Here is a 22,481-nt window from a genome sequence, read left to right on the forward strand (position 1 = left end):
TGATCTCGTACTGCGAGAAGCCCTTCTTGAAAAAGTCGGGATTCAGGAGAATCTGCCCGGCTTCAAGCGCAACGTCATTGTTGGCGATGAGCACGGATGCTCCCCCGATGCTGAGCTTGCCGCCGCCTTCCACCCCATAGCCGCGCAGCTCGCCATCGAGCACCAACCTGCCCACAGTTATGCTGGACGAACCTACATAAACATTGGCTTCGACGGTAACATCGCCGCCCTTGCCGCCCTTGGTCTTTCCGTCCACCAAGGATCGCAGCGCCCGACGACACGTCGATCATGCTGCCGGATTCCACGATGACGCTTTGCGACGATTGCAGCGAGACAGATCCGCCATCGATAGACGCGAGCCGCAGCGTTGTCCGATCCAGGAGACCGTTGCTCCACAGTCCGCTCGCATCGAGCGTGACGCCCGCATGCAAGGTGACGGCGGCGAGGCCATCCAGTGTCAGCACCGTATTCGTTCGCTGCAGCACATTGTTCGTGCTGATGCTGCCCCCATGGGCGGTGACACCGGCCTTGAAGTCGATGACCGGCGCGGTGAAGGACAGTGCGCCGCCGTCCGCCAGCGCGAGCGGCGCATCGACCGTGATGCTGTCGCGCGTCCTGATCTGAAGGCCGCCCAATCCCTGCGCATTCAGATGCGCGGCGTCGAACCAGGCGGTGTTGACGCGATCGGACGGCAGGCTGTCGCCCGGCCTGACCGTGTTCGCGCTCGGCAAAATCTGGCCGAGGATCACCTTGGTCACATAGGCGTCGCGACCTTCGGTCAGCGAATATTTTCCAAGTTCGAGCGAACCAGCCTGCGCGACCACGTTCTGGCCGAGCTTGTAGCCGTCGCTCACGCCCGAGGGCCGTTTGCCGGTTTGCCGCTCGCCCGCGACCACGTCGGCGAGGATGTCGCCTTCGAAGACCGCGGTCGGCGTCGACAGCACCAGATGACCGGCATCGCGGCCAACCGTGTAGCCGTCCTCCCAGCGGCGGCTCGTGCGGCCCTTGCCGAACGGGCTGGCCCATACCTCCTTGACGTTCCAATGCTCGTGAGCGCGGATGAAGCCCTCACCCAGACCGAAGAACTGCATATCTCCGCGCGCGTCGTTGATGTTGTACGTGCGGCCGTCGGCGCCGAGGAAGTTCGAGTTCGTGATATAGCCGCCTTCGTAGGTGACCGAGCCGCCGGAGATGTCGAAGATCGAGTGCTGTTGCGCGACGACCTCCTTGGCGGAGAGCGTGATGGTGCCGCCGACGGCCGTCCACTCGCCGATCTTGTGCGCGACGTTGCCGAGATATCCAGAGACCTCCAACAACCCGCCCGGCGTGTAATAGCGGTCGCTCTCATAGCCACCGGTCCCGCCCGGTACCAGAACGAGATCGCGCAGATCGATCCAGACATCGGCGTTCTTCAGGCTGCTGCTTTCGCGATTTACCGGCGAGTCGCGCAGCTCATTACCCTGGATGTTGACCTCGATGTTGTTGGCAGACATCGGCAGCAGAACACCGCGCGTGCCGGACACATCCAGCATGGCGTTGCTTTCGGCGAAGATGCGCGCCTTTGGCGCCTCCACCACGATCTGCCCGCCTTGCGCCTGGGTGATCGAACCGCCCTTGAACACGACACTGCCGCCGGTGACGATTTCCATGCGCGACTGGTCGAGCCGGTCGTCCATGGTGGAGAGATTGTCGAACTGCGCGTTCGCGATCGGACGGTGCGGGAGTTCACCCGAGGCCTTGATCAGCGCATCACGCTTGCCATTCAGCGCGGTGGCATCGCTTGTCAGCTCCGGCAGGATCGTCGTCACGCTGCCAGCACCGAGGATAACGCCGCCTTTCGTATCTGACACCGAGTTCACAAGATGGATCGTACCGCGCGTGTCGACCGAAGTAGTCGAGATCAAGAGGCCATTCTGCTCGATGGCGCGCCCCGCGAGCGTGATATCGCCCTGCTGGCTGAAAACGACCCCGGAATTCCGCACCAGCCCGCTTGCGCCCGAGCCATTCAGGAGCGGTACGATCTCATTGCCGTTCGTGGTCGAAGACTGGTTCGCGTCGGTGCCGTAGCCAGGCCTGAGGATGAAGTTGTCGCCGGCAGCAAACTGCGTTTGCCCTTTCGGCGTCGAGATCGATCCCGCATTGTCGACCTCCGTGCCCAGGAAAAGCACAAAACCGCCGCCCTGCTCCGCCTTTTGCGGCGCATGGGTATTGATCTGTGCGCCCGCCTCCACCTTGATCAAGCCACCGGCATCGATGAAACTTGGCTGATAAGGGCTGTTCTGCTCCTTCGTCGAATAGATGCCGCTGTTCAGAAACTGATCGTTGGTGATATTGGCGGTCGAAGCGATCAGCGTGCCGACATTCACCTGGGAGCCGCCGCCGAAGATGATTCCGTTCTGGTTGATGACATAGACCGAGCCGTCGGCCTTGATGTTGCCGAGGATCTGGCTCGGCCGCGCGTGCGCACTGAGGACGCGGTTCAGCGCGACCCAGTCGCGGTTGCCCTGCTGGTCGAAGCGCAGATCCGTCCGGCCGCCCACATTGAAGCTGTCCCAGGTCAAGATCGCCCTCTGCTCGCGTTGCTTGATGGCGACGTTGACGCGATCGCCATTGGCAAACTCGGTCGGAAGGTCCGCACCTCTCCACAGGTTCTGGTTTACGCTGCCGTCGGCGCCGACGACGCCGATCCCAATCCGCAAACCGCCCGGCCGCAGACCGTTCGGCACGCCATCCGGCATCGCCTGCAGCGCCGCCCTTGCCGCGTCTCGCGCCGCCTGCTGAGCGGCCCGCTGCGCCTGGATCGCCAGCGCCGCGCGGTTCAGCGAATTGCCGGCGGACTGCGCCGCTTGTGCTGCTTCCTGTGCCGCCGATTGTGCTGCGGCGATTGCCGCCGCAGACGGGGTCGGCGCCGAACCGCCCAGGGGACGAGCCGCCGCATGTGGGTTGGACAGGAAGAGTGCCGCAATACTCACTCCGGCGAGAAGGGCGGCGTAACGAGTCCTGCAACGTGCTGTATCGATGGAGGAAATTGCTGTTAGGGGGGACATCGGGTGGTTCCTTCAGCCGACAATGGACGACCGACGCAGCAGCGTGATGACGCTGCCGCCCCGGCAAAAATTGGCTCTCATTGAGGGAGACTGAGTGACCCCGCAGGTTGAGCAACGTCGGAGAAGAAATTCTTAAAAAAATTCTATAGTGGTCAGCTGAGCAGGATGATTCCGCCTGGAAGGCGTTGAAGCTTCGCCTGAAAAGTGTGCTCCAGCTGCAGCAATGCCCGCTCCATCTGGTCGATCCGGAAACGGCCGCTGAGCAGCCTTCGCCCGAGGGCGGGGTTCACGAGGATGATGCGGCCCGGCCGGTATCGGTTCATTTCCTCGACTGCATCCGCAAGCGGTGTGCTGCGGAACTCGACAATGCCCCGCCGCCATTCCGATTCGACGGCCAGATCGACCGTGCCGATCTCGCTCAGGCCGGCGCCGTCATACCGGGCCCGTTGTCCCGGGCGAAGCTCAGCGACATCATTCCGGAATTCGATCCGCAATTGGCCCTCGAAACAAGTCACGCTGACCGCGGCATGATCGCTGGTCGCAATGTACCGGACGTCAAACCGGCCAGAATCGCTCACCGTCTTGCCGCTTGCGGCAAACACAGCCAGTGACCGTGCCAGACGCCCCTGCGTCGCAAACGATGCTTCCCCGGCAATCAACTCGATGCAATCCTCCCGCGCGGTCGCCGGACGGACCGCGAGACTCGTCTGTGTATTCAGGTCGATCGCAACGGCCTCAACGAAGCGGATCGTCCGTTGCTGGCCGGTGCCGGTGCGAAAATCAGCCCGCAGCTCCGAAAGCGATGGCCACAGGCCAAGCGGTGGATTCATCACGCCGTAAATGGCCGCTGCTCCAATCGCGGCCGCGCCGCCACCCAGCATCATGCGACGGGTCATCGCCGCCTTACGCTGCCCGAACTCCTTCAAGGGCCCCACGAAGTCCATGTCACGGCCGTGCTGCGCACGGCCAACCACACTCATCCTGTTCCAGACGCGTTCCGCGTCCTCATAGGCCTTGGCATGAAGCGGGCTCTGCGCACGCCAGCCCAGCGCCGCCTGCAATTGCTCCGGCGTCGCTTCTCCAGACGCGACCTTTTGGACCCAACCGACGGCTTCATGCTCGATGCGGCTGAGATCCGGCCCTTGGCCACGCTCTTTGCTCATCGCACTTCCGCGCTTCTATCCGCCCGACGCCCAAGGATACGGCTCGTAATCTTCATAGCCCTTACTACTAAGACGATTCTGGAAAACCGAAAGAGCAACGCTATTCCATCAATTCTTTCCAGCGCGACAGACAATGCTTGTGCGCCAGCATCAGCTCTCTGGCGACCAGCCGTCGCGAAATCCTCATTTGGTCGGCAATGACCTGGCGAGGGACGTTGCCGACACGCGCCGCCAGAAAAATGGCGCGCCGACGCGGCGGAAGTTCTGCCATGATCGTGTTGAATGCTGCAAGCTCCGACCGGGCGATCAACTCCTCCTCCGCCGTCGGCTGTTCGTCTCGTATCTCCAAAGCGCTATCCAGCTCGACGTTGCGGCTGTGACGCTTCTCGCGCCGGCGTCGATCATCCGCCGCATTCAAGGCGGCTCGAAAAAGATAATGCTCAGGCCGCTGGACAACACCGACCGGCTCCAGTCGCGCCAGCCGCAACCACGTATCGTGCATGGCCTCCCCGGCGAGGTCAGCCGAGCCCAGGCGTTGGGTCATGAGCGTGCAGGCGAGCGTCTGCGGCTGCGCAGCCCGAATTCACGCCAGGACCTTGCGGCACGAACAGCAGGCGAACCGGCTGCACGAAATCCGCTGGCGGCGGCTCCCTGAATTTCAGTCCGCGCAATGTCTGGTCGATCAGTTGATCGGTGCTCGCGCTTCCCGACGTGCCGACACGCAAGAGATCTTCAACAGCGCCGCTTTGCCCAATCCAGAACACGGTGACAAGGCGGTAATGGCTGGGCCGCGCTTCGCGCAGCCGGCACAAGGCGTCGAGCACATCTTCCTGGATAAGCGCATGATAGCGACGATGCGCAGCCGGCGTCGCTTGCTTCGATCGCAGCTCGGGCGTGGGCGCGAGGATGAAGGTGCCGTCGGCAACGAAGCGGGCAACGAGGCCGGTCCCTGCCAGGAGCCGCTGCAAAGCCTCGGTTGGCGTGAGGCGCCCTTGCACGTCGGCCGAGATTCGCCCGTCCGCGAGACCGCCTTCATAAAGCGCCTCATTTCCCGTGGCATCGCCGTAACCGCTGAGCGCCGAGGCAAGCGGCTGCGGCGGGATCGAGAAATCGATGACTGTCTCGGCTCCGGCTGACTGCGCCAGAACCGGTCGTCCAGCCGGCATCATGCCGGTCAGCGCAAGGCCAATAGCCCAAGGGGCGACGTAGCTGAACCAGCAACGCTGCAAATTGCGGTATGACCTAACGGCAGTATCAGCCGCTCGAAGCATTTTCACTGCCCGTTCAGCAGTAGAAGCTTCGGAAAGACACTGGCTGCTGACGATTCAAGTTGAACGCCAGCACATCAATCCCCACGCCGACGAATGCGGCCAAGACTAAAGACGCGATATTACAGTTTCACGACACGCGCCAGCCCGCTGAAGGCTGTGCTTACATGAATTTGACTCTCAGCAAGCGGTACCCTGCAGCGACCGGCAGAACAGATTGTCCGTTTTGCTCGCCCGAATATCCTATTCTACGACGAGCACGTAATCGACCTGTCCCATCGCATCTGCGCGCTGTATCGAATGGGGTGAAGATACATAAGCAAGGAGAAGATGCAGTAATAAAGGAAAAGTCGCGCGGCAATCCAGCCGTGCGACGTCCGATCAAGAAAAACGTCGCACGAGACCCGTCTGTTCTCAACCGGCATCTGTCGAAGCCATTGGAAACCAAAGACTTTCTTTGGTGGGCGCACCAGGGCTCGAACCTGGGACCCGCTGATTAAGAGTCAGCCACGGGTCAAGAACAATCAATGACTTGCCGGTCGTACCCCTGGGCTTATCCGGCCGAAAATGGGCATCCGTCGCACGATCAAATTGTTTCGTTGTCTCGCCTGCTATCCAAGTAGTCGGGATATTTATTCCCGCCTACTACTCTCGCGATCCAAGTGGGGGACAAGGCAAGCGCGACGTCTTCGGAGGGCAGTTACAGATCACAGCGGTGACAGGCATATGATCAATCAAGACCATGTTGTAAGGTCGCTCCACCCAATTCGTTGCGATTTCGTTGCGAGTTCTCGGGACTGACGGCTCTCACCCTGGAAATGGGTTGTTCAGAAGCATGTGGCTCGGCGAGCAGGTGTTCTTCCCTGCCGCGAGCCGGACCCAACCTCCGGGCCTGGAGCAACTAGGACTTATTGGCCACGAACGAAGTAAGGACCGGCGCCTGCATGCCGCCAGTCACGAAGCTCGTGACTGCGGTGAACACCTCTTCAGTATCGTTAGGATTGCAGATGCCCGGCGCCATCACTTCCAGGCGATGGGTGTCGGAGAACGCATAGAGGTAGGCGCCGACCACCAGCGTCATGCGCCAGTAGACATCCTTGGGCGACAGGTGCGGCAGCGCTTCGCACAATGCGTCCGCGTAGGCGCGCGTGGAGTCGTCGTAGGCGGCGTTGCGCAGCGGATAGGAGATCTCTGGCGGCTCGGTGTGCAACCGCGCGTTCAGCCGCATGAAGGTGCGGCCGCCCGGCACGTCGCGCATGGCGAGCGCGGGCGCCAGGAAAGCGCCCACGATCGTGCGCACGTCGAGCTTCTTGCCGGATTGCCGCAGCGCCGCCAGGCTTGCCATACGCTGTTCGGAGACGAGACGTCCCCGGCGCAGGAAGACCTCCTCGTACAGGCCGTTCTTGGAACGGAAATAGTAGTTGATCAGCGCCTGAGTGACCTTCGCCCGCTCGGCGACGTCGCGCAGGCTGGTACCCGCATAGCCCCGCGCGGCGAATTCGATCTCGGCGGCGTCGAGAATCTCGTCGCGCACGTTGCTGACACCCTCGGGACGGCCCGGTCCGGAGCGTCGGCGCCGTCGGGTCGCGGTGCCGGAGGCGGCGGTCTTCTTCGCCGCCGGCTTGATCCGGCCTTTCGATCGGGCGTCAGTCATGAGCAGGTACAGCGGATATCGGGCCAGCGCGATGCAGCAATTTGCTCTGGCCTAGCACCCTTTGCGTCCATTCACAAAGTTAGAACCTGTTCCGAGGCAATGACATCACCATATTTCTGGCCGATGTCGAACAGGCTGGCGTCATGGGGCGCCTGCGCCCGATCGCCCACACAATCAGCCATCACAACCGGACGGAAGCCGAAGCACATCGCGTCCACGACGCTCGCCCGTACGCAGCCGCTGGTGGTGCAGCCGGCGACCAGCAAGGTTTCGACCCCCTGCCGCGTGAGCCAGGGTGCGAGCGCAGTGCCGAAGAACGCCGATGGGACATTCTTGCGCACCACGAGTTCGCCCGCGGCCGGAGCGAGCTCCGGCACGATGGCGCTCGCCGCCGCGTGCTCGGTCAGCGTCAGCATGCCCGGCACCTTGATCGAGAAAACGTTGGCGTCGGCGCCATCGTCGGCGTAGACGATGCGGCTGTGCGCGATCGCCCAGCCCGCCTTGCGGGCGGCCGCCAGCACGCCGCGCGTGCTGGCGATCGCTGACGGGATGTTGCCGCCGCCGAAGATGTCGCGGTCTGCAAAGCTGTTCACGAAATCCACGATTAGCAGGCCGAGCCGCCCCTGGATGCCTAGGGCGCGGCCGAAGCCCTGGCGTCGATAGACATCAACATCGGATGCGGGACCACTCATGCGGCCTGCTCCAGCGGCAATAGCCTGCCATCGCGCACGACCTCGCGGTTGTCGAGCAGCACCGTGCAGTTGCGCATCGGAATGTCGATATGACACGCGGTGGTGCGGGAACCGCCGGCCTCGTTGTTCGGCCCCATCGAGAACAGAAAATTGCCGGCAAAGGCGCGCGCGTCCATCCCGATCGTTTCCTCGCGATCATACAGGCCAAGCGTCGACCAGCGGGCGCGGGTTTGCTGGCCCCAGCCGATGTGGGAAATCGCGTAGGCCTCCTTGTCGTCGAACGCCGCCATGTAGTCGTTGAGCAAATCGGCATCGAGATCGCCGGTGATTGAAGTGACGTAGCCGCGCTCGACTGTCATCTCGATCGGCGTCGTGACATAGGACTTCATCGGCAGCAGGATATCGCCCCTGTCGAGCACGACGCGGCCCGACGCCTGCCCCTCGTTCGGGAAGGTGAGGCTGAAGCCGCTCGGCCAGTGATCCCAGCGGCCAGGCTCGTCGACGAAACCGTATTCCTGGATCACCGGAAACTCACCCATCGGCAGCCGCAGGTCGGTGCCGACCTTCGAGGTGACGCGCATCTCCTTCGCCGCCTGCAGCATGGCAGCGGCTTTACCGACGCGCGTTTTGTCCTCGACTGAGGGCAGCATCCGCACCAACACCTCCGGCGGCTCGACCGCGAGCAGGATCTTGGTGCCGCCCTCGAGGATCTCCGCCTGCTCCGGCGAGAACAGCAGCGTCATCAGGTCGAGCACCAGGTCGCTCTTCTTCAGCGCGGCAATAGCGGCATGATTGCCGGTCAATGGCGTGGTGCCGAGATAGGCAAGGCTGTCGCGGCTGTGCGCAAGCTCGGCGTTGACAGGCGAAAGATCGAGCCGGTTTACGGTCGCGCCCATGTTGGTGGCGGCAATGCGCGCCGTATTCAGGGTCTGCTGATGGGTATTCTGGCTGGTCAGGATAGTCACTGTCTGCTTCGGCTGCAGCTTGGAGAGCGACAGCACATGGGTCCAGGCACGAACCATGTCGGCGTCACTGACGGGCATGTTCAGAATCCTTTCATTCGTTGATAGAGGCAGATCAGAGCGGTCGGCCCAGGAACGTACCGAAGGCGCGGTAGAAGCCCTCCTCGTCGTCCCAGGGAATCATGTGTCCGGCACCCTCGACGCGGACGACCTGCAGGCGCGGCTGCAGGGCGCAAATCTCGCGCTCCTCCTCAGGCAGGATGACGTCGCCACGACCGGCGGCCATCAACAGCGCTGGGCAAGAGAGCGCTGGAAAGTCCACATGGATGTCGTCCTTCTGGAAATCCTCGAAAGCGCGGACGATCGCCGGCGTGTAGCAAGTGTGCAGCCACTCGGCCCGGAGCGCCCGCTGCGCGTCGGTCCAGGAGGGACAGAACAGGCGCATCGCTTCACCGTCGCAGCCGGCGGCGGACAGGCCGATCGAATCGACGTACCACGGCAGCGCCGCCGGATATGGCCGCCGCCCCGGACCGGAGACCGGCGGATCCACCAACACCGCGGCGGAGGGATGCGCGCCATGTCGAGCGATCGCTCGCAGCGAGATCCGCGCCCCCATGGAGTGGCCGACCAGTGCATAGTCGTCGAGTTGCAGCGCCGCAGCGAATGCGGTGACATCCGCGGCCATGGCGTCGAGGCCGTAGTCGAGCCCGTCGCCCGACTGCGAAAGGCCGCGACCACGTACGTCGAGCACATAGGTATCGAAGTTGCGGCCAAACCGCTCGCCAACAAACCCCCACGTTACAGCCGGACTGGTGATACCCGGAACCAAAATCACGGGGCGTCCTCTACCGCCGTAGCGCAGATAGTGCTGTCGAATGCCGTTGGCGTGGACGTTGCCACCGCCGACGAACGTACCGTCTCGGTCTTGAGTCATAGCCATCGTCTCAATACGCGCCCGACAACAGCGCGCCGGCGCCCGGCACACGTGACGGGAGCTCAAGCGCCTTCAGCATGGCGTAGGTGGTTGCCACCGCTGCGGTGACGACCGGACGGCCCGTGCGCGCCTCCACTTCGGCAATCGCGGGAAGCGAGGGCATCTGCACGCAGGCGGACAAGACGATTGCATCGACGCCATCAAGCGCCATGCCGGCGACGATCTGCGGGAGACGGGACGGATCGTGGCGCCCGACAGCAACGTTGTCCGGGATCTCCAGGGCCCGCCAATCCTTGACCTCGACGCCCTCGTGAACGACGTAGTCGACCACCAATTCGGTCAGCGGCTTCATGTAGGGCGCAACCAGTGCGACCCTTTTCGCACCCATCACCTTGAGCGCCTCCACCAGCGCGCCGGCACTGGTGACGACGGGCGCTGCCGCGCCGTTCTCAACCGTGCGGCCATGCAACCGCTGCTGGGAGACGCGGTGATAGGAGTGGCCCATGCTCATGATGGCGACGAGGCAGGCGTAGCCGAGCACATCGACCCGTGCGTCCGACAGCTCGAGCGCGCAGCGATCGGATTCGGCGTCCATCGCCGCGAGTTCGTCCTTCTTCACCGTCTTCATCCGCATCCGGCTCGAATGAAACGTGAAGCGCGTGCCGTGGGCAAGCGCATGCGCGTTCAGCATCGCCGGAATCTCGGTTTCCATCGTGGTGTTGGAGCTCGGAACGATCTGGCCAATCCGATAGATATTGCTGGTCATGAGAAGAACAATCTCCGCTCTCAGGCAACGAGACGCCGCGCGGCGTCGGGCGGGGCAGGACGGAATTTGCGGGCGTCGTATTCGTAGACCCAGTTGGCGCGAATGCCGGACGCCTGCGGGTTGAACAAACCGCGCAGCCAGTACATGAAATCGCGGCGCGCCTGTGCGAAGGCCGACGGCAGATGATAGGTACGGCCACGCTCGCGCGCCTCGAGTTGGACGCGGCTGGTACGCGGCAGGCGCTCGCGCTCGTAGTCATTGAGCGCCGCGGCGATGTCGTTGCCGTGAGCGGCAAGTGAGGCAGCCAGGACATAGGCGTCTTCGATCGCCATCGCCGCGCCCTGGGACAGGAACGGCAGCATCGGATGCGCCGCATCGCCGAGCAGCGTCACCCGCCCCTGCGACCATCGCGTCATCGGATCACGATCGAACAGGCCCCATTTGTAGACCTCGTCAACCCGCTGGAACAGCGTCTCGATGTTGCGGTGCCAGCCACGGAAGGCGCCGAGCATCTCTTCCCTGCTGGAGGCGACGTTCCAGGATTCCTCGACCCAATCGGCGGTCTCCGCCACGGCAACGATGTTCACCGCCGCGCCGCCGCGCACGTAGTAGGTGACGACGTGGCCGTTTGGGCCGAGCCAGAACGAGGTGTCCGGGCTCACATAGTCAACGAGGCTGCCGACAGGAACGACGGCGCGGTAGCACATGTGGCCGGTGAAGCGAGGTTCTTCGGCACCAAACAGCGCGGAGCGGATCGCCGAACGCACGCCGTCGGCGCCAACGATCAGGTCCGCCTCGAACGCGCTGCCGTCGGCGAACGTCGCCACCACACCGGCCTTCTGCTGATGCACGCCCGTGCAGGTGACGCCGAAGCGCGGCACGTTGTCCGGGATGCCGGAGGCGAGGATGTGATGCAGGTCAGCGCGATGGATGTGGATGAATGGCGCGTCATAGAGCTGCTGGCAGACATCGATCAGTGGCGTGCGGAAGTTCTCCCGCGCCGAGCGCCAGTTGCGCCCGACCAGCGCGTGCGGCAGGAAGCCCGCCTCGAGCATGCGATCGAGCAGCCCGAGCGCCTTCATCACCTTCACCGCGTTCGGCGTCATCTGGATTCCGGCGCCGACCTCGCCAAACTCCTTCGCCCGCTCGAACAGCCGCACCTCGAAGCCGCGCTGCAGCAGGCTCGTCGCCAGCGCGACGCCGCCGATGCCGCCGCCGATAATGCCGATCCTCAGTCTCGCCACCGTCCACTCCATCTCACATATAATTAATTGTTCGATCTTTTAATTTTCTGGCCGCACGCGGTCATGCCGCGGCCGGCGCGCCGCCGAGATAGGCCTGGAGCAGCGCGGGATCGCCGCGCAACTCTGCCGATGGCCGCGCCGCGGTGATCCGCCCGGTCTCGATGACGTAGGCGCGGCTCGCGATCGACAGCGCATTGTGGATGTTCTGCTCGACCAGCAGCACTGTGACGCCGTGGGTATTGATCGCCCGCACCACCTCGAACACCTCGTCAGCTATCCTTGGACTCAGACCAAGGCTTGGCTCGTCCAGCATCAGCAGCGCCGGCTCAGACATCAGCGCACGGGCGATGGCGAGCATCTGCTGCTCGCCGCCGGACAGCGTGCCGGCGAACTGCCCTGCCCGCTCGCGCAACCGCGGAAACCGCTCGAACGCCAGCGCAAGGCGCCGCCTGATCTCCTCGCGCGAGCGGCAAAGGTAGGCGCCGAGGCGGATGTTCTCCTCCACCGTCATGTGCGGCCAAACGTGGCGCTCCTCCGGGCAATGCGCGACGCCGGCGGCAACGATGCGATCCGGCGCGAGGTTGTGGATGGGCCGCCCTTGCCAGACGATGGTGCCGGAGCGCGCCTTCAGGAGCCCAGAGATCGCGCGCAACGTCGTACTCTTGCCGGCCCCGTTGGCGCCGATCAGCGCCACGGTTTCGCCGGCGTGAACCTCGAGCGAGATGCCGTGGAGCGCGGCCACGCTGCCATAGGCGACGCGCAGGTCATCGACGATCAGCACCGGTTTGGCATGAGTCTCGATCATGCGGCGGCCTTTCCGAGATAAGCTTCGATGACGTCCCGATTGGCCTGGATCTCGGCCGGCCGCCCCTCCGCCAGCTTCTGACCGAAGTTCAGCACCAGCACACGATCCGACACGGCCATCACCAGGCTCATGTTGTGCTCCACGAGCAGCAGCGCCTCCACATACGTTCCGACCAGTGTCTTGAGCACGTCGCCGAACATCGCCGCCTCGTGACTGTTGAGGCCGGCCGCCGGTTCGTCCAGCATCAGCAGCGACGGCTTCGCTGCCAGCGCCACTGCCACCTCGAGCAATCGCAATTCACCGCAGGACAACAGATGAGCCGGCGCATTCATGCGCCGTGCGAGGCCGATCCGCTGCACGATATCAGCAGCGCTGTCGCGCATCGCCTGTTCCTGCCTGCGGACCCGCGCGGTCGGCAGGAAGGTGCCAAGCAGCGTCTGGCAGCCAGCCATGTAGTGGCCCGCCAGTACGTTCTCGAATACCGACAGCGTCCTCATCACGTTGGTCTTCTGGAAACTGCGCACCATGCCGCGGCGGGCGATGGCGTGCGGCTTGCAGCGGGTGATATCCTCTCCCTTGAACACCACACGACCTTCAGTCGGCGTGTAGAATCCGGTGAGCATGTTGAAGCAGGTGGTCTTGCCGGCGCCGTTGGGACCAATGAGGCCGACGATCTCGCCGGGCATGATCTCGAAGCCGAACTGCCTGACTGCCGTAAGGCCGCCGAAGCGCTTGGTCAGGTTCTCGGCCCGCAGCAGCGGGGCCGTTTCGCGCGTCATGGTCATGCGACACCTTCCTTCGGGACGATGCGGGCGACATCGCGCGAGCGCTGCTCGCGGCGCGATCCCGTCAGGCTAACGAGGCCGCGCGGCAGGAACAGCACCACCAGGATCACGATCAGCCCGAACAGCGTCAGCCGCAATTCCTGCGCCTGACGGAGGTATTCCTCGAGAATGGTGACGATCGCCGCACCCAGGATGGGACCGATCAGCGTACCCTTGCCGCCGATCAGCACCATGATGATCATGCTCGCGGTGAAGGTGAACTGAAAGACCTCCGGGCCGACGAACGAGATGTAGTGGGCATAGAAACCGCCGGCGAGCCCGGCGAGAAAGGCCCCGAGCACGAAAGCGAGCAGCGCCGAACGGAACGGATCGACCCCGATCGATTGCGCGACGTAGCGGTTCTCCCGCACTGCCACTGCGCCGCGGCCGAGATTGGAATAGACGAAGCGATAGCAGAGGTAGAGCGTCAACGCGGCGATGGCGAGAATGACGTAGAAGAAGCCACGCTTGTCGGCGATACCGCCTTGACTGATGCCCGCAAGCCCCATTGGTCCGTTGGTGAGCGTAATGAAATTGTTGGCGACGATGCGCAGCACTTCGGCGAATGCCAGGGTAACGATGACGAAGTACGGGCCCTGCAGGCGCAGTGTGATCGCGCCAATCAGGTAACCGAACACGGCAGCCATCAAGCCCGCGAGCGGAATCGTCGCCCAGAGCGGCAGGCCGACGCGGCTCGATAGCAGCGCCGCCGTGTAGGCTCCCACGCCGAGAAACGCGGTATGGCCGAGCGAAAACTCGCCGATATAGCCGACGATCAGGTTGAGGCTGCTCGCCAGCACCACATAGATCAGCGCCATGATGGCGAGATGCAGCAGATACGGGTCAGTTATTGTCACCGGCAGCAATGCCGCCGCGGCGAGAAGGGCGATGAGGGTATTGCGTTCGAACGTCATGCTCAGGCCCTTTCCACCCGGGTCGCGAAAATGCCCTGCGGACGCGCCAGCAGGATCACGATCACGAGCGCGAAGCCGATGATGTCGACCATGCCGGTCGACACGTAGCCGCCCCACATCGCCTCGGCGACGCCGAGCAGCAGGCCGCCGGCAACCGCGCCGGCGAAGCTGCCCATGCCACCAAGAATGACCACGACGAAGCTCTTGAGGCTGACGAGCCCGCCGACCGAGGCCTGGGTGGAATAGATCGACGCGAGCAGCATGCCTGCCATCGCCGCCAGCGTGCAGCCGAGCGCGAAGGTGCAGGCGTAGACATGGTCGGTGCGGATACCGGCGAGGCTCGCAGCCATCTGGTCCTGGAAGGTGGCGCGCATGGCCTGGCCGAGGCGTGTCATGCGGATCAGGACATTGACGCCAACAATCAGCGCAATGCCGACTCCGACAGCGAGCAGGCGCAACTTGGTCACGACCACCGGACCGAGGAAGATGACGCCTTCCCCGATCGGCCCCACAACCTTCATGGGTGCAGGTCCGACCACCAGCAGCGTCAGGTTGGCGAGGAAGATCGACAAGCCGATGGTCAGCAGGATGCCGGCCTCCTCGCCCTTGTCGCGGACCCGCTCGATCAGGACGCGGTCGACCAGCCAGCCGAACGCCGCGATGACCATCGCCACCACAAGCAGCGCCGTGAAGAAGTTCAGCCCCAGTGCCGTCGTGAAATACCAACCAGCGACACCGCCAAGCATATAGATTTCGCCGTGCGCGAAGTTGACTACGCGCATCAGCCCGAAGATCAGCGTCAGGCCGAGGGCGGAGAGCGCGTAGAACGCCCCGACCACGATGCCGTTCGCCAGAAACTGCAGGAACAGGTCCATCTCGAAGCCCTCGCTCATAGATGTCTCAGTGCGGCAGCTCGACCGGCGCCGAGGCCATCACCTTCGGCTCCTTGTTCTCAATGCGGACCAGCACCGCCTCGAAGCCATAGGCCTGGCCCTTGGCGTCGAACTGATAGACACCGTTCGGCGCCTCGTAGCGGGTCTTGTGCAGCGCCTCGCGGATCGCCTCCGCATCTATGCTGCCAGCCCTTGCGATCGCCGCCGCGGCGATATGCAGCGCATTGTAGCCAGCGGCGCCGTACTTGCCGGGCTTGACCTTGTAGGCCGCCTCGTAGGTCTTCACGAAGATCTGGTTGCGAGGGGTATCGAGGCTCGAGACGTAGGGCACGGCGGCGTAGATTCCTTCAGCAGCTTCGCCGGCGAGCTTGATAAAATCGGCCGTCGCCCAGGAGCCGACGCCGAACACCTTCGTCGTCAAACCCATCTCGCGGATCTGCTTCACAAGGATGGAGCCGTCCTGGGTCTCCGCCGCCACGAACAGGCCGTCGGACTTGGCGGCGCGCAGCTTCGCCAGCAAAGTGAAGAAGTCCGTGGCGCCGTGATCGAAATACTCGACCAGCGCCGCCTTGACGCCAAGCTCGGACAGATCGCGGTTGAACTCGTCGACGCCGCCACGGCCCCAGTCATCATTAACGCCGACATAGGCGACGCTGTTGAGCTTCAGTCCCTGCGCAAGGATCTTGGCGAACGCGCGCGCCATCAGCGCGTCAGTCTCGGCGGCGCGGAAGAAGTAGCGATTACGCTGTTCGGTCAGATCCGCCTTCGATGACACCGCGGTGATCAGCGGGATCTTGTATTTCTGCGCCACCGGCATGATCGCCGCGGTCGCTGAGCTACAGAACGCCCCGACCAACAAGGCAACCTTGTCCTTCTGGACGAGCTTCTCCACCGCGTTGACCGACGCTGCCGGTTGGCACTGCCCGTCCTCAATCACAAGGCGGACCTGCTTGCCGAGAATCCCGCCTGCAGCGTTGACCTCGGAGATCGCAAGCTTCGCGCCTTCGACGACCGAGTTGCCGTTGTAGGCGACCGAACCGGTAAGCGGCTCGACGAGTCCGATTCTGACCTCTTCCTGCGCCATCGCAGGCGTCGCAACAGCGGCAAAGGCCAGCATCGCAGCCCGCAGAAACAACTTCTTCATAACGCCTCCCATCCTGATAGACTCCTGAAATACATAATGTTTTCAGGACCAGCCATTATTTATTGGCCAGACAATTAATTATTCAGATCATCGCGAACGCCCCCTCTGCTGTCAAGCTGAAACTTGTAGCAGCGAGCGCTAAACGCGCAGGCACACGATCAGCATTGGACGCCAGGACCCCGCACTAGCGCGCCTACCGCTGCGCGCGAGCGTGAGAACCGGCATGCCCAGGCCGTGGATGCGTTCACTCCGAGTGCAAAGATGCTGCGCGCAATGATGTTGTTACACACGAAAGTCCGCGCCAGCCTTCTGGCCAATGACCGCACCTCTCTCGCAAGGCCGGGTTTAGAAGTAACCCTCCGGTGAAGGCCGCGGGTTAGCTGCGTTTGGCGCGCTTGCCTGGGGGGTTGCGTGACCATTTTTTGGCGAGAGCCTCAACTTCCGTGGTGAGCCACTCGGCCTCGTCGGTGTCGGGATCGAAGTCGTCGCCGATCCATTCGGTGAGTTCGGCGTGGCGTTCGTGGGTGGGGTCCTTGATGGCTTCGAGGAGTTCGGCATAGCCCCAGGGACCGCCACAATCCTCGGGAGGACAGCGGCCGCGGACTTCGATCAGACGCGGATAGAGCCCGCCCGGCTCGGGATCGATGAGGCGCTCGACCTTGATCGAGTGCTCCCAACCGTCGCCGAAGTCATAGAGGTATGTGAGCTCCTTTATTCCAAGATCTTCGAGGGTATCGCTAAGCCGAGCCTTGCGGGCATCGAGGAACTCGCCGACGCCCCAATCCGCCTCCGGGTAAGGCGTGCTCCATCCGACGTCGCCGGCGCGCAGCTCGTAGAGATGGCTGTTGGTCCAACCCATGGCCGCCTGGATGGTCAGGTGCAGGCGGTCGAGCTTGATGTCGAACGGGACATCGACCCGGCGCAGAACCACCGGCTTGACGTCATCGAGCGTAATCCTGAGGCGAGCGATTCCGATCGTCATGCCGCCAGTTTACGACGCTCCGTCTCGCAGGCCCAGCTCCATGGCAAGAGTTCCTCGAGCCTGTGGACAGCGTGGTCGTTGATGCGGGCGAGCACGTCGGCGAGCCAAGCCTGCGGATCGACGTCGTTGAGCGTTGCCGTCATGATCAGCGTCGCCATGACGGCGGCGCGGTCGGAGCCACGTTCCGAACCGGCGAATAGCCAGGACTTGCGGCCGAGTACAAAGCCGCGCAGGGCGCGTTCGGCGGCGTTGTTGGTGAGGCAGATCCGCCCATGGTCCAGGAAGCAAGCGAACCGGTCCCAGCGGCGCAGCATGTAGTCGATCGGCTTGGCGACGGCGGAGGAGTTTGACAGGCGAACGCGCTGCTCGCGCAGCCATGCTTCCAATGCCGTTAAGAGTGGGGCGCTTTGTTCTTTGCGCACCCGCAGCCGCTCTTCGGCGCTCTGGCCGTTGATGCCGCGCTCGATATCGAACAGTGCATCGATGCGGTTGACCGCCTCCAGCGCGATCGGCGAGATCGCCGTGGCGTTCTTACCGCGCCTTGCATTGGCGGCGATGTCCGCCAGCTCAAAAAACTGCCGCCTGGCATGGGCCAACAGAGAGCGGGCGTGACCGGTCCCTGCGCGCGCGAGGCGTCATACAGCTCGTTATAGCCACTATCTATAGGCGTCGGCCTCGCTGGAAGGACTTGACGGTCTACGTCTGAGCTGCGGCCCTCTCAGCCGCCAGTTCGTCGTCGGTTGCGTTGCTTCCAGCTCCTCAAGCTGCAGCTCCATCTGCTCCAAGAGCCGTGCCTTGCGCTCCGAGCGGCTGCCGTAAATCTGGCGACGCATCTTCTCGATCTCGAGCTTGAGGTAACTGATCAGCGCCTCGGCCGCCTTCGCGTTGGCTGCTTCCGCTTTGGCGCTCGCCGCGACTGCTTCCGCTTGAAGGCGCTCGGCGAGGATCATCGCATGCGCGGCGGCAAGATCGGTGGGAAGCGATTCAGATGTGGTCACGGCGATGATGGAATCACATCCATCACGATCCGAGAAGCTCAAAAAAGCCTCATCCGACCGATGTCGGCCGCCACGTCTCTTGCGGGTGCCTCCAGTCGATGCCCGACAACGAAGGCGTCGGGAGATACCCATAAGAGTCACGATGACGTAGCCGCCGGCGAAGAGGTGGAAGTCGTTGATCCGCGTCATCCGCTTTATGGCCGGCGCTATCGATTGATCTCGATCGGCAAGGAGTCGACCACCCGTGGAGCGTGCAAGGAGCTCTTTGCTCGTGTACATTATCGATTCGGTCTCACGCGCTTCTTCTGCCGCTTGGAGTGACGAATCTTGAGCGGAACGGCTTGCCGTGCGCTACGCAGACTAAGCTGAGCCTCGACGCGCTGCAGAACTTACTCGCGTTGGCCGAAGAGAGCGGGGGCACATGCCCATCGAACCTCGAGAGGTCTGGCGCGGTTTTCATCCACTGCTCGACACCCGATCAACTCGTTGAGGTGGCCAACTATCTGTTCCGTGGCGAACGCGGTCTCGTGTTGCTTGTCATCGATCCAGATCGCGTGATCTCGCCTATCCGGTACGAGGACGCGGGCAACGGTAAGCTTTACCCGCACATCTATGGGCCCCTGAATTCGAGCGCCGTTGTCGCTGTCGAGCCTTTCGAACCAAGCCTGGATGGAACATTCGAACTGCCAAAAGGCCTCACATGAAGCGCTGCCGACGGGTGGCACACTCAAGGACCTACTTTGCCCGGCTTCGGCGCGGTCGCCGGTTGCGAGGCGGGATTTGATCTGAACGATTCCAGGCGGTTGTCGGAGAACTAGGGGACGTACTTTGCCTGGTGCTGCCCCCGAGCCTGAAACACATAAAACCCCGCCAGCGATGGCGGGGTTTTCATTTCGGATGCCGCCGATCGAGGACGAACTTCGACGAGCCGGCTTCCAGGATGGACGACGGGATCTTCAGGCCAGACGCGACCATAATCGCCGACGAACTTCACGCCCGGGAACTAATCCCTTTTGCGACCAATACTTCGTCGCCATCTTGGAGGCGAAGTCCGTTCTGGTCTAACGGGCGTGCGAAGACCCCACAAGCTCGATCCGGTCTACCCTAGAAAGCTGGGGATCTGGCGAAGTCTCGGCCTTAGGGGACGTACCTTGTTCACTAGCTCGCACTTGGTTGCCGAGTCCCGGAATCTGTCTCTGTCGCGCTCGCTGGCCCAGGAGTTGCGGTCAGCCCGGTTCTAGGCGCCGAACAGCCGGCGATCCCAAAACACCGGCTCGTGCAGGGTCGTGGTGATGTGACGGAATTCCGGGTGGGCAGGATTGATCAGCATGTTATGGTCAACCCGCGCGACGACGCTCGGCACCATCAAGATGAGACTCCTCTTTTCGAGACACCAGGCCTCGCCAAAACGCTTGCTGACCGTTACCGGCATCTGGTCCGAGCCGGGGAGTGAGGGGGGTGAAAAGACCTCGTATGTCATTCCACGTGGAATGGTAATGGTGATGAAATGCTGGTTCGGCGGCAACGCGCCGCTGCCATGCACCAGCTTTTCGAGCAGAGCCGTGGAATAATGCTCGCTTGCATAAATCATCGGGCTGCCGATGGTGTTCCAGCGCCCGGGCGCGATCGTCGAGCATGTCGCGTCGAAGATGGGATAAGCGCCGGCAGGGTCGCCAATGCGAAAACACGTTAGGCCGCGATCGAGAATCTGTGCCGTCACGCGGCCGTGCCGTATTTCAGACGGCCGAGAATATCGATGACTAACTCGGCCCCGAATTCGCTTTGGATGACGACGTCGATGGGCTGCTTGTCCTCGATCATGGGATGCGGCCGGAACAGAAAGTCGCGGGCGGCAGCTTCCGCTTGCCAGACATCGAGCGCCAGTGCCCAAACGCGGGCGACGCGGGCAAGCCGTCCGCCTTCCTCCGCGGAAAGCTTGTGCGCAGCCTTGCGGCGCTCATAGGTTGCCTTGGGAACGAGCCGGTATTTGAATTGAGCGTCGTCCGGCGCCAGGAGGCGCGCAACCCGGTCCAGGGCCGCCACGGGCAGACCGCCCTCGATCCGGGTGATCAGTGCGAAAGGCGAGTGGGACAGCCGCTGTTTGGTGCCCAAGCCCAACACATCCGCCACATTGCCGAAAGCGAGCATCATCGTCTCCATCCTCACATGAGGCGAAACATAGTCTCACTTGGGGCTTCCGGCAAAGGGTGGTTCGACGCCGCGGCTTTCTCAGGCCGGGCTTTCAGGTCCTCGTCCCAGTCGCTGGAACACGGGCGCAACCGGGCGAAGTCGCATCGTGCCTGTTCGGCGTACGGAGGCCTCGATCAATCTGAATATCGTCGACAATTACGTTGGCTGCTATCGCTTGCACGTCGCGATCACCGCCTGCGAGCTTTTGATCGTGTCCCCTGGCGTTGTGTAGCTGACGGCAGGTCACCGCCGATGCCCTGGCGGGTCGGGAAAAGCCTGTTTTTGAAGGACTTCTGCGCTGTCAAAAATCGATGGCGGAAAGGGAGGGATTCTCACCCCTCGACGCGCCGATCAAAATCCCTGAGCTGTAAAACAGAAAACCGCGAAGCGTCCGCGAATTCCTGAAGTATCTCGTCGCCGCAGCAAACGGTCCAGGTGAGGATCGGCGTGGATTTATACAGGCGTCGCGCGGCCCAATTGCAAGACCCCTCCCTGCTTCCCAATCTGCCCAACGGATCGTGTGATCTTTCAGGCCCGGGTTGGGCCCGAGAGCATTTCCCTTTCAACGGGCGCCCTCGACGGACTCGAACGGCAGAACGAAGGATTCGAATGCGAGCTCGACCTCAAGGATTCGACTATTGTTCACGAACTGCCTTGACGCTACCGAGTTGCTACGAAATTGGCACGCCAAATGCAATGTCCGGCGCGACAGACGTCAACCTTTTGATTTTAGGATATTTTCTTGGTAGCGGGAGAGGGACTCGAACCCCCGACCCCAGGATTATGATTCCCGTGCTCTAACCAGCTGAGCTACCCCGCCACGGCGGCGCCGTTGCGGCATGGAGATGCCGCGGCGCGAATGCGCGGCATATAAGGAGTGGGCGGACGGCCTGTCAAGCAAAGCAGGCCACCGGCGAAGTCCTCTGCCAAGTAGCTGCGAAACGGGGGCTATTTTGGCCGGACCGAGGGATCGCCGCCGGGGCTGCCGGGCGGTGGGATCACCGGGGTGTTGCCGCCGTCAGGGGCGGGTGCGTGCATGTCCGGGTCGACGCCCGCCGGCGGGCACAACACGCCGTCGGAACGCGAGAGCCTTTCGCCGAGCGGCTCGGATCGCTGGCCGGTGGTGGTGTCCGGCGCCGTGTTGGGGTTCGCCGGGCGTTGCATCGGCGTGCAGTTCTCGCCGCGTGGCGGCTGGGGCGGCGCGGTCTGGGCCGGAGGCGTCGTCGGCGCAGGCGGGGCCTGTGCGACCGCGGCACCCGAGGCAGCCATCAGCACACCGAATAAGAGGACTGACTGATTCATCCGCATGCCGAGAAAACGGCTCGCGCGCGCGGAGGTTCCGCGCCGACAACAGCCACGTTCACGATTTGCGGAAGCGGATCAGCGAAAAGTGCCCCATCGGCGGCATCGGGCGCCGCTCGGCGAGGATGACGCCGCCATGTTTCTTGGCCCAGTTGGCGAGCCGCGCCCATGGAAATTCCGGCCGCCAGCCAAGCCTTCGCGCAAATGGCGCAAAGGCTAGTTCGAACAGGCGCCGCGGCCCGCTTTCGGCGCCGATATGGTTGACCAGGATCAGTTCGCCGCCGGGCTTCAGCACACGGATGAAATCATCCAGCGTCGCCTCGGGATCCGGCACCGCTGTGATGACATATTGCGCCACCACCGCATCGAAGAATGAATCCGGGAACGCGAGGTTCTTGGCGTCCATCACCGCCAGCGTCTCGACATTGGTCAAGCCCAGCGCGCGCACGCGCTGCTGCGCCCGCCGCAGCATCGGCTCGGAAATATCGACGCCGCAAAGTCTGGTGCTGCGCGAATAGTCCGCCAGCGACAATCCGGTGCCGACGCCGACATCGAGCACGCGACCTCCGATCCGGTCGGCTTCCGCGATCGTCGATTGCCGGCCCTGATCGAACACCTTGCCGAACACGAAATCGTAGATCGGCGCCCAGCGCCCATAGGCCTTTTCGACCCCTTCGCGGTCGATATCCGCAGCCATCC

22 protein-coding genes, 2 tRNA genes and 1 pseudogene are annotated in these 22,481 nt (G+C 63.2%); 1 reads left to right on the plus strand and 24 read right to left on the minus strand.

Features of this window, described 5'->3' with window-relative positions; genetic code table 11:
- Positions 1–74 precede the first annotated feature (74 nt).
- The 19 genes and pseudogenes from ACVJGD_RS20545 to ACVJGD_RS20635 form a co-directional block, all read right to left on the minus strand.
- The gene (locus tag ACVJGD_RS20545; RefSeq protein ID WP_456636053.1) at positions 75–3,047 is read right to left on the minus strand and encodes a two-partner secretion domain-containing protein; all 2,973 of its coding nucleotides are present in this window, start codon (positions 3,045–3,047) and stop codon (positions 75–77) included.
- 152 nt (positions 3,048–3,199) lie between these two features.
- Complete coding sequence (locus ACVJGD_RS20550; protein ID WP_456636054.1) at positions 3,200–4,210, minus strand: FecR family protein; 1,011 nt, start codon at positions 4,208–4,210, stop codon at positions 3,200–3,202.
- A 100-nt stretch (positions 4,211–4,310) separates the two neighbouring features.
- A complete protein-coding gene (locus ACVJGD_RS20555; RefSeq protein ID WP_456636055.1) occupies positions 4,311–4,754 on the minus strand; it encodes an RNA polymerase sigma factor in 444 nt (147 codons plus the stop codon).
- A complete protein-coding gene (locus ACVJGD_RS20560) occupies positions 4,729–5,481 on the minus strand; it encodes an STN domain-containing protein (RefSeq protein ID WP_456640316.1) in 753 nt (250 codons plus the stop codon). The genes ACVJGD_RS20555 and ACVJGD_RS20560 overlap by 26 nt, the downstream gene beginning before the upstream one ends.
- A gap of 455 nt (positions 5,482–5,936) precedes the next feature.
- A tRNA-Lys gene (locus ACVJGD_RS20565) sits at positions 5,937–6,026 on the minus strand.
- A gap of 353 nt (positions 6,027–6,379) precedes the next feature.
- Positions 6,380–7,132, minus strand: a complete 753-nt coding sequence (locus tag ACVJGD_RS20570; RefSeq protein ID WP_456636056.1) for a TetR/AcrR family transcriptional regulator — start codon at positions 7,130–7,132, stop codon at positions 6,380–6,382.
- A 71-nt stretch (positions 7,133–7,203) separates the two neighbouring features.
- Positions 7,204–7,824 carry an isochorismatase family protein gene (locus tag ACVJGD_RS20575; RefSeq protein ID WP_456636057.1) on the minus strand — a complete coding sequence of 207 codons (621 nt, stop codon included), beginning with the start codon at positions 7,822–7,824 and terminating at the stop codon, positions 7,204–7,206.
- Positions 7,821–8,867 (minus strand): 2,5-dihydroxypyridine 5,6-dioxygenase, encoded by a 1,047-nt coding sequence (locus tag ACVJGD_RS20580; RefSeq protein ID WP_456636058.1) that lies wholly within the window; start codon positions 8,865–8,867, stop codon positions 7,821–7,823. Before ACVJGD_RS20580 ends, ACVJGD_RS20575 begins: the two co-directional genes overlap by 4 nt.
- Before the next feature lie 34 nt (positions 8,868–8,901).
- Positions 8,902–9,720 carry an alpha/beta fold hydrolase gene (locus ACVJGD_RS20585; RefSeq protein ID WP_456636059.1) on the minus strand — a complete coding sequence of 273 codons (819 nt, stop codon included), beginning with the start codon at positions 9,718–9,720 and terminating at the stop codon, positions 8,902–8,904.
- A gap of 10 nt (positions 9,721–9,730) precedes the next feature.
- On the minus strand, positions 9,731–10,486 hold the full coding sequence (locus ACVJGD_RS20590) for a maleate cis-trans isomerase family protein (protein ID WP_456636060.1): 756 nt from the start codon (positions 10,484–10,486) through the stop codon (positions 9,731–9,733).
- Positions 10,487–10,506: 20 nt separating this feature from the next.
- On the minus strand, positions 10,507–11,730 hold the full coding sequence (locus ACVJGD_RS20595; RefSeq protein WP_456636061.1) for an FAD-dependent monooxygenase: 1,224 nt from the start codon (positions 11,728–11,730) through the stop codon (positions 10,507–10,509).
- A 61-nt stretch (positions 11,731–11,791) separates the two neighbouring features.
- Positions 11,792–12,511, minus strand: coding sequence for an ABC transporter ATP-binding protein (locus ACVJGD_RS20600; protein WP_456640317.1), 720 nt, complete (start codon positions 12,509–12,511; stop codon positions 11,792–11,794).
- A 20-nt stretch (positions 12,512–12,531) separates the two neighbouring features.
- On the minus strand, positions 12,532–13,320 hold the full coding sequence (locus ACVJGD_RS20605) for an ABC transporter ATP-binding protein (protein ID WP_456636062.1): 789 nt from the start codon (positions 13,318–13,320) through the stop codon (positions 12,532–12,534).
- Positions 13,317–14,273: a branched-chain amino acid ABC transporter permease gene (locus tag ACVJGD_RS20610; protein WP_456636063.1), complete on the minus strand. Its 957-nt coding sequence runs from the start codon at positions 14,271–14,273 to the stop codon at positions 13,317–13,319. Before ACVJGD_RS20610 ends, ACVJGD_RS20605 begins: the two co-directional genes overlap by 4 nt.
- Before the next feature lie 2 nt (positions 14,274–14,275).
- The gene (locus ACVJGD_RS20615) at positions 14,276–15,166 is read right to left on the minus strand and encodes a branched-chain amino acid ABC transporter permease (RefSeq protein WP_456636064.1); all 891 of its coding nucleotides are present in this window, start codon (positions 15,164–15,166) and stop codon (positions 14,276–14,278) included.
- A 7-nt stretch (positions 15,167–15,173) separates the two neighbouring features.
- Positions 15,174–16,310 carry an ABC transporter substrate-binding protein gene (locus ACVJGD_RS20620; protein WP_456636065.1) on the minus strand — a complete coding sequence of 379 codons (1,137 nt, stop codon included), beginning with the start codon at positions 16,308–16,310 and terminating at the stop codon, positions 15,174–15,176.
- A gap of 376 nt (positions 16,311–16,686) precedes the next feature.
- Complete coding sequence (locus tag ACVJGD_RS20625) at positions 16,687–17,292, minus strand: plasmid pRiA4b ORF-3 family protein (RefSeq protein WP_456636066.1); 606 nt, start codon at positions 17,290–17,292, stop codon at positions 16,687–16,689.
- Positions 17,289–17,950: pseudogene (gene tnpC / locus ACVJGD_RS20630) on the minus strand (IS66 family transposase); the annotation flags it as partial. The pseudogene tnpC and the gene ACVJGD_RS20625, both read right to left, overlap by 4 nt.
- Positions 17,949–18,569, minus strand: coding sequence for a transposase domain-containing protein (locus tag ACVJGD_RS20635; RefSeq protein WP_456636067.1), 621 nt, complete (start codon positions 18,567–18,569; stop codon positions 17,949–17,951). The pseudogene tnpC and the gene ACVJGD_RS20635, both read right to left, overlap by 2 nt.
- 38 nt (positions 18,570–18,607) lie before the next feature.
- Here ACVJGD_RS20635 and ACVJGD_RS20640 point away from each other — a divergent pair, with 38 nt between their 5' ends.
- A complete protein-coding gene (locus ACVJGD_RS20640) occupies positions 18,608–18,994 on the plus strand; it encodes a DUF952 domain-containing protein (protein WP_456636068.1) in 387 nt (128 codons plus the stop codon).
- Between the two features lie 533 nt (positions 18,995–19,527).
- On the opposite strand, the gene ACVJGD_RS20645 is transcribed toward ACVJGD_RS20640, so the two are convergent.
- From ACVJGD_RS20645 to ACVJGD_RS20665, 5 genes are all read right to left on the minus strand, one after another.
- Entirely contained in the window at positions 19,528–20,010 is a 483-nt protein-coding gene (locus ACVJGD_RS20645) for an RES family NAD+ phosphorylase (protein WP_456636069.1), read from the minus strand.
- Positions 20,007–20,438 carry an antitoxin Xre-like helix-turn-helix domain-containing protein gene (locus tag ACVJGD_RS20650; protein ID WP_456640318.1) on the minus strand — a complete coding sequence of 144 codons (432 nt, stop codon included), beginning with the start codon at positions 20,436–20,438 and terminating at the stop codon, positions 20,007–20,009. The genes ACVJGD_RS20645 and ACVJGD_RS20650 overlap by 4 nt, the downstream gene beginning before the upstream one ends.
- 785 nt (positions 20,439–21,223) lie before the next feature.
- Positions 21,224–21,300 (minus strand) — tRNA-Met (locus tag ACVJGD_RS20655).
- A gap of 128 nt (positions 21,301–21,428) precedes the next feature.
- The gene (locus ACVJGD_RS20660; RefSeq protein ID WP_456636070.1) at positions 21,429–21,788 is read right to left on the minus strand and encodes a hypothetical protein; all 360 of its coding nucleotides are present in this window, start codon (positions 21,786–21,788) and stop codon (positions 21,429–21,431) included.
- A 52-nt stretch (positions 21,789–21,840) separates the two neighbouring features.
- On the minus strand, positions 21,841–22,479 hold the full coding sequence (locus tag ACVJGD_RS20665; protein WP_456636071.1) for a class I SAM-dependent methyltransferase: 639 nt from the start codon (positions 22,477–22,479) through the stop codon (positions 21,841–21,843).
- Positions 22,480–22,481: the final 2 nt, after the last annotated feature.

It is taken from the genome of Bradyrhizobium sp. USDA 10063 (genome assembly GCF_054063735.1).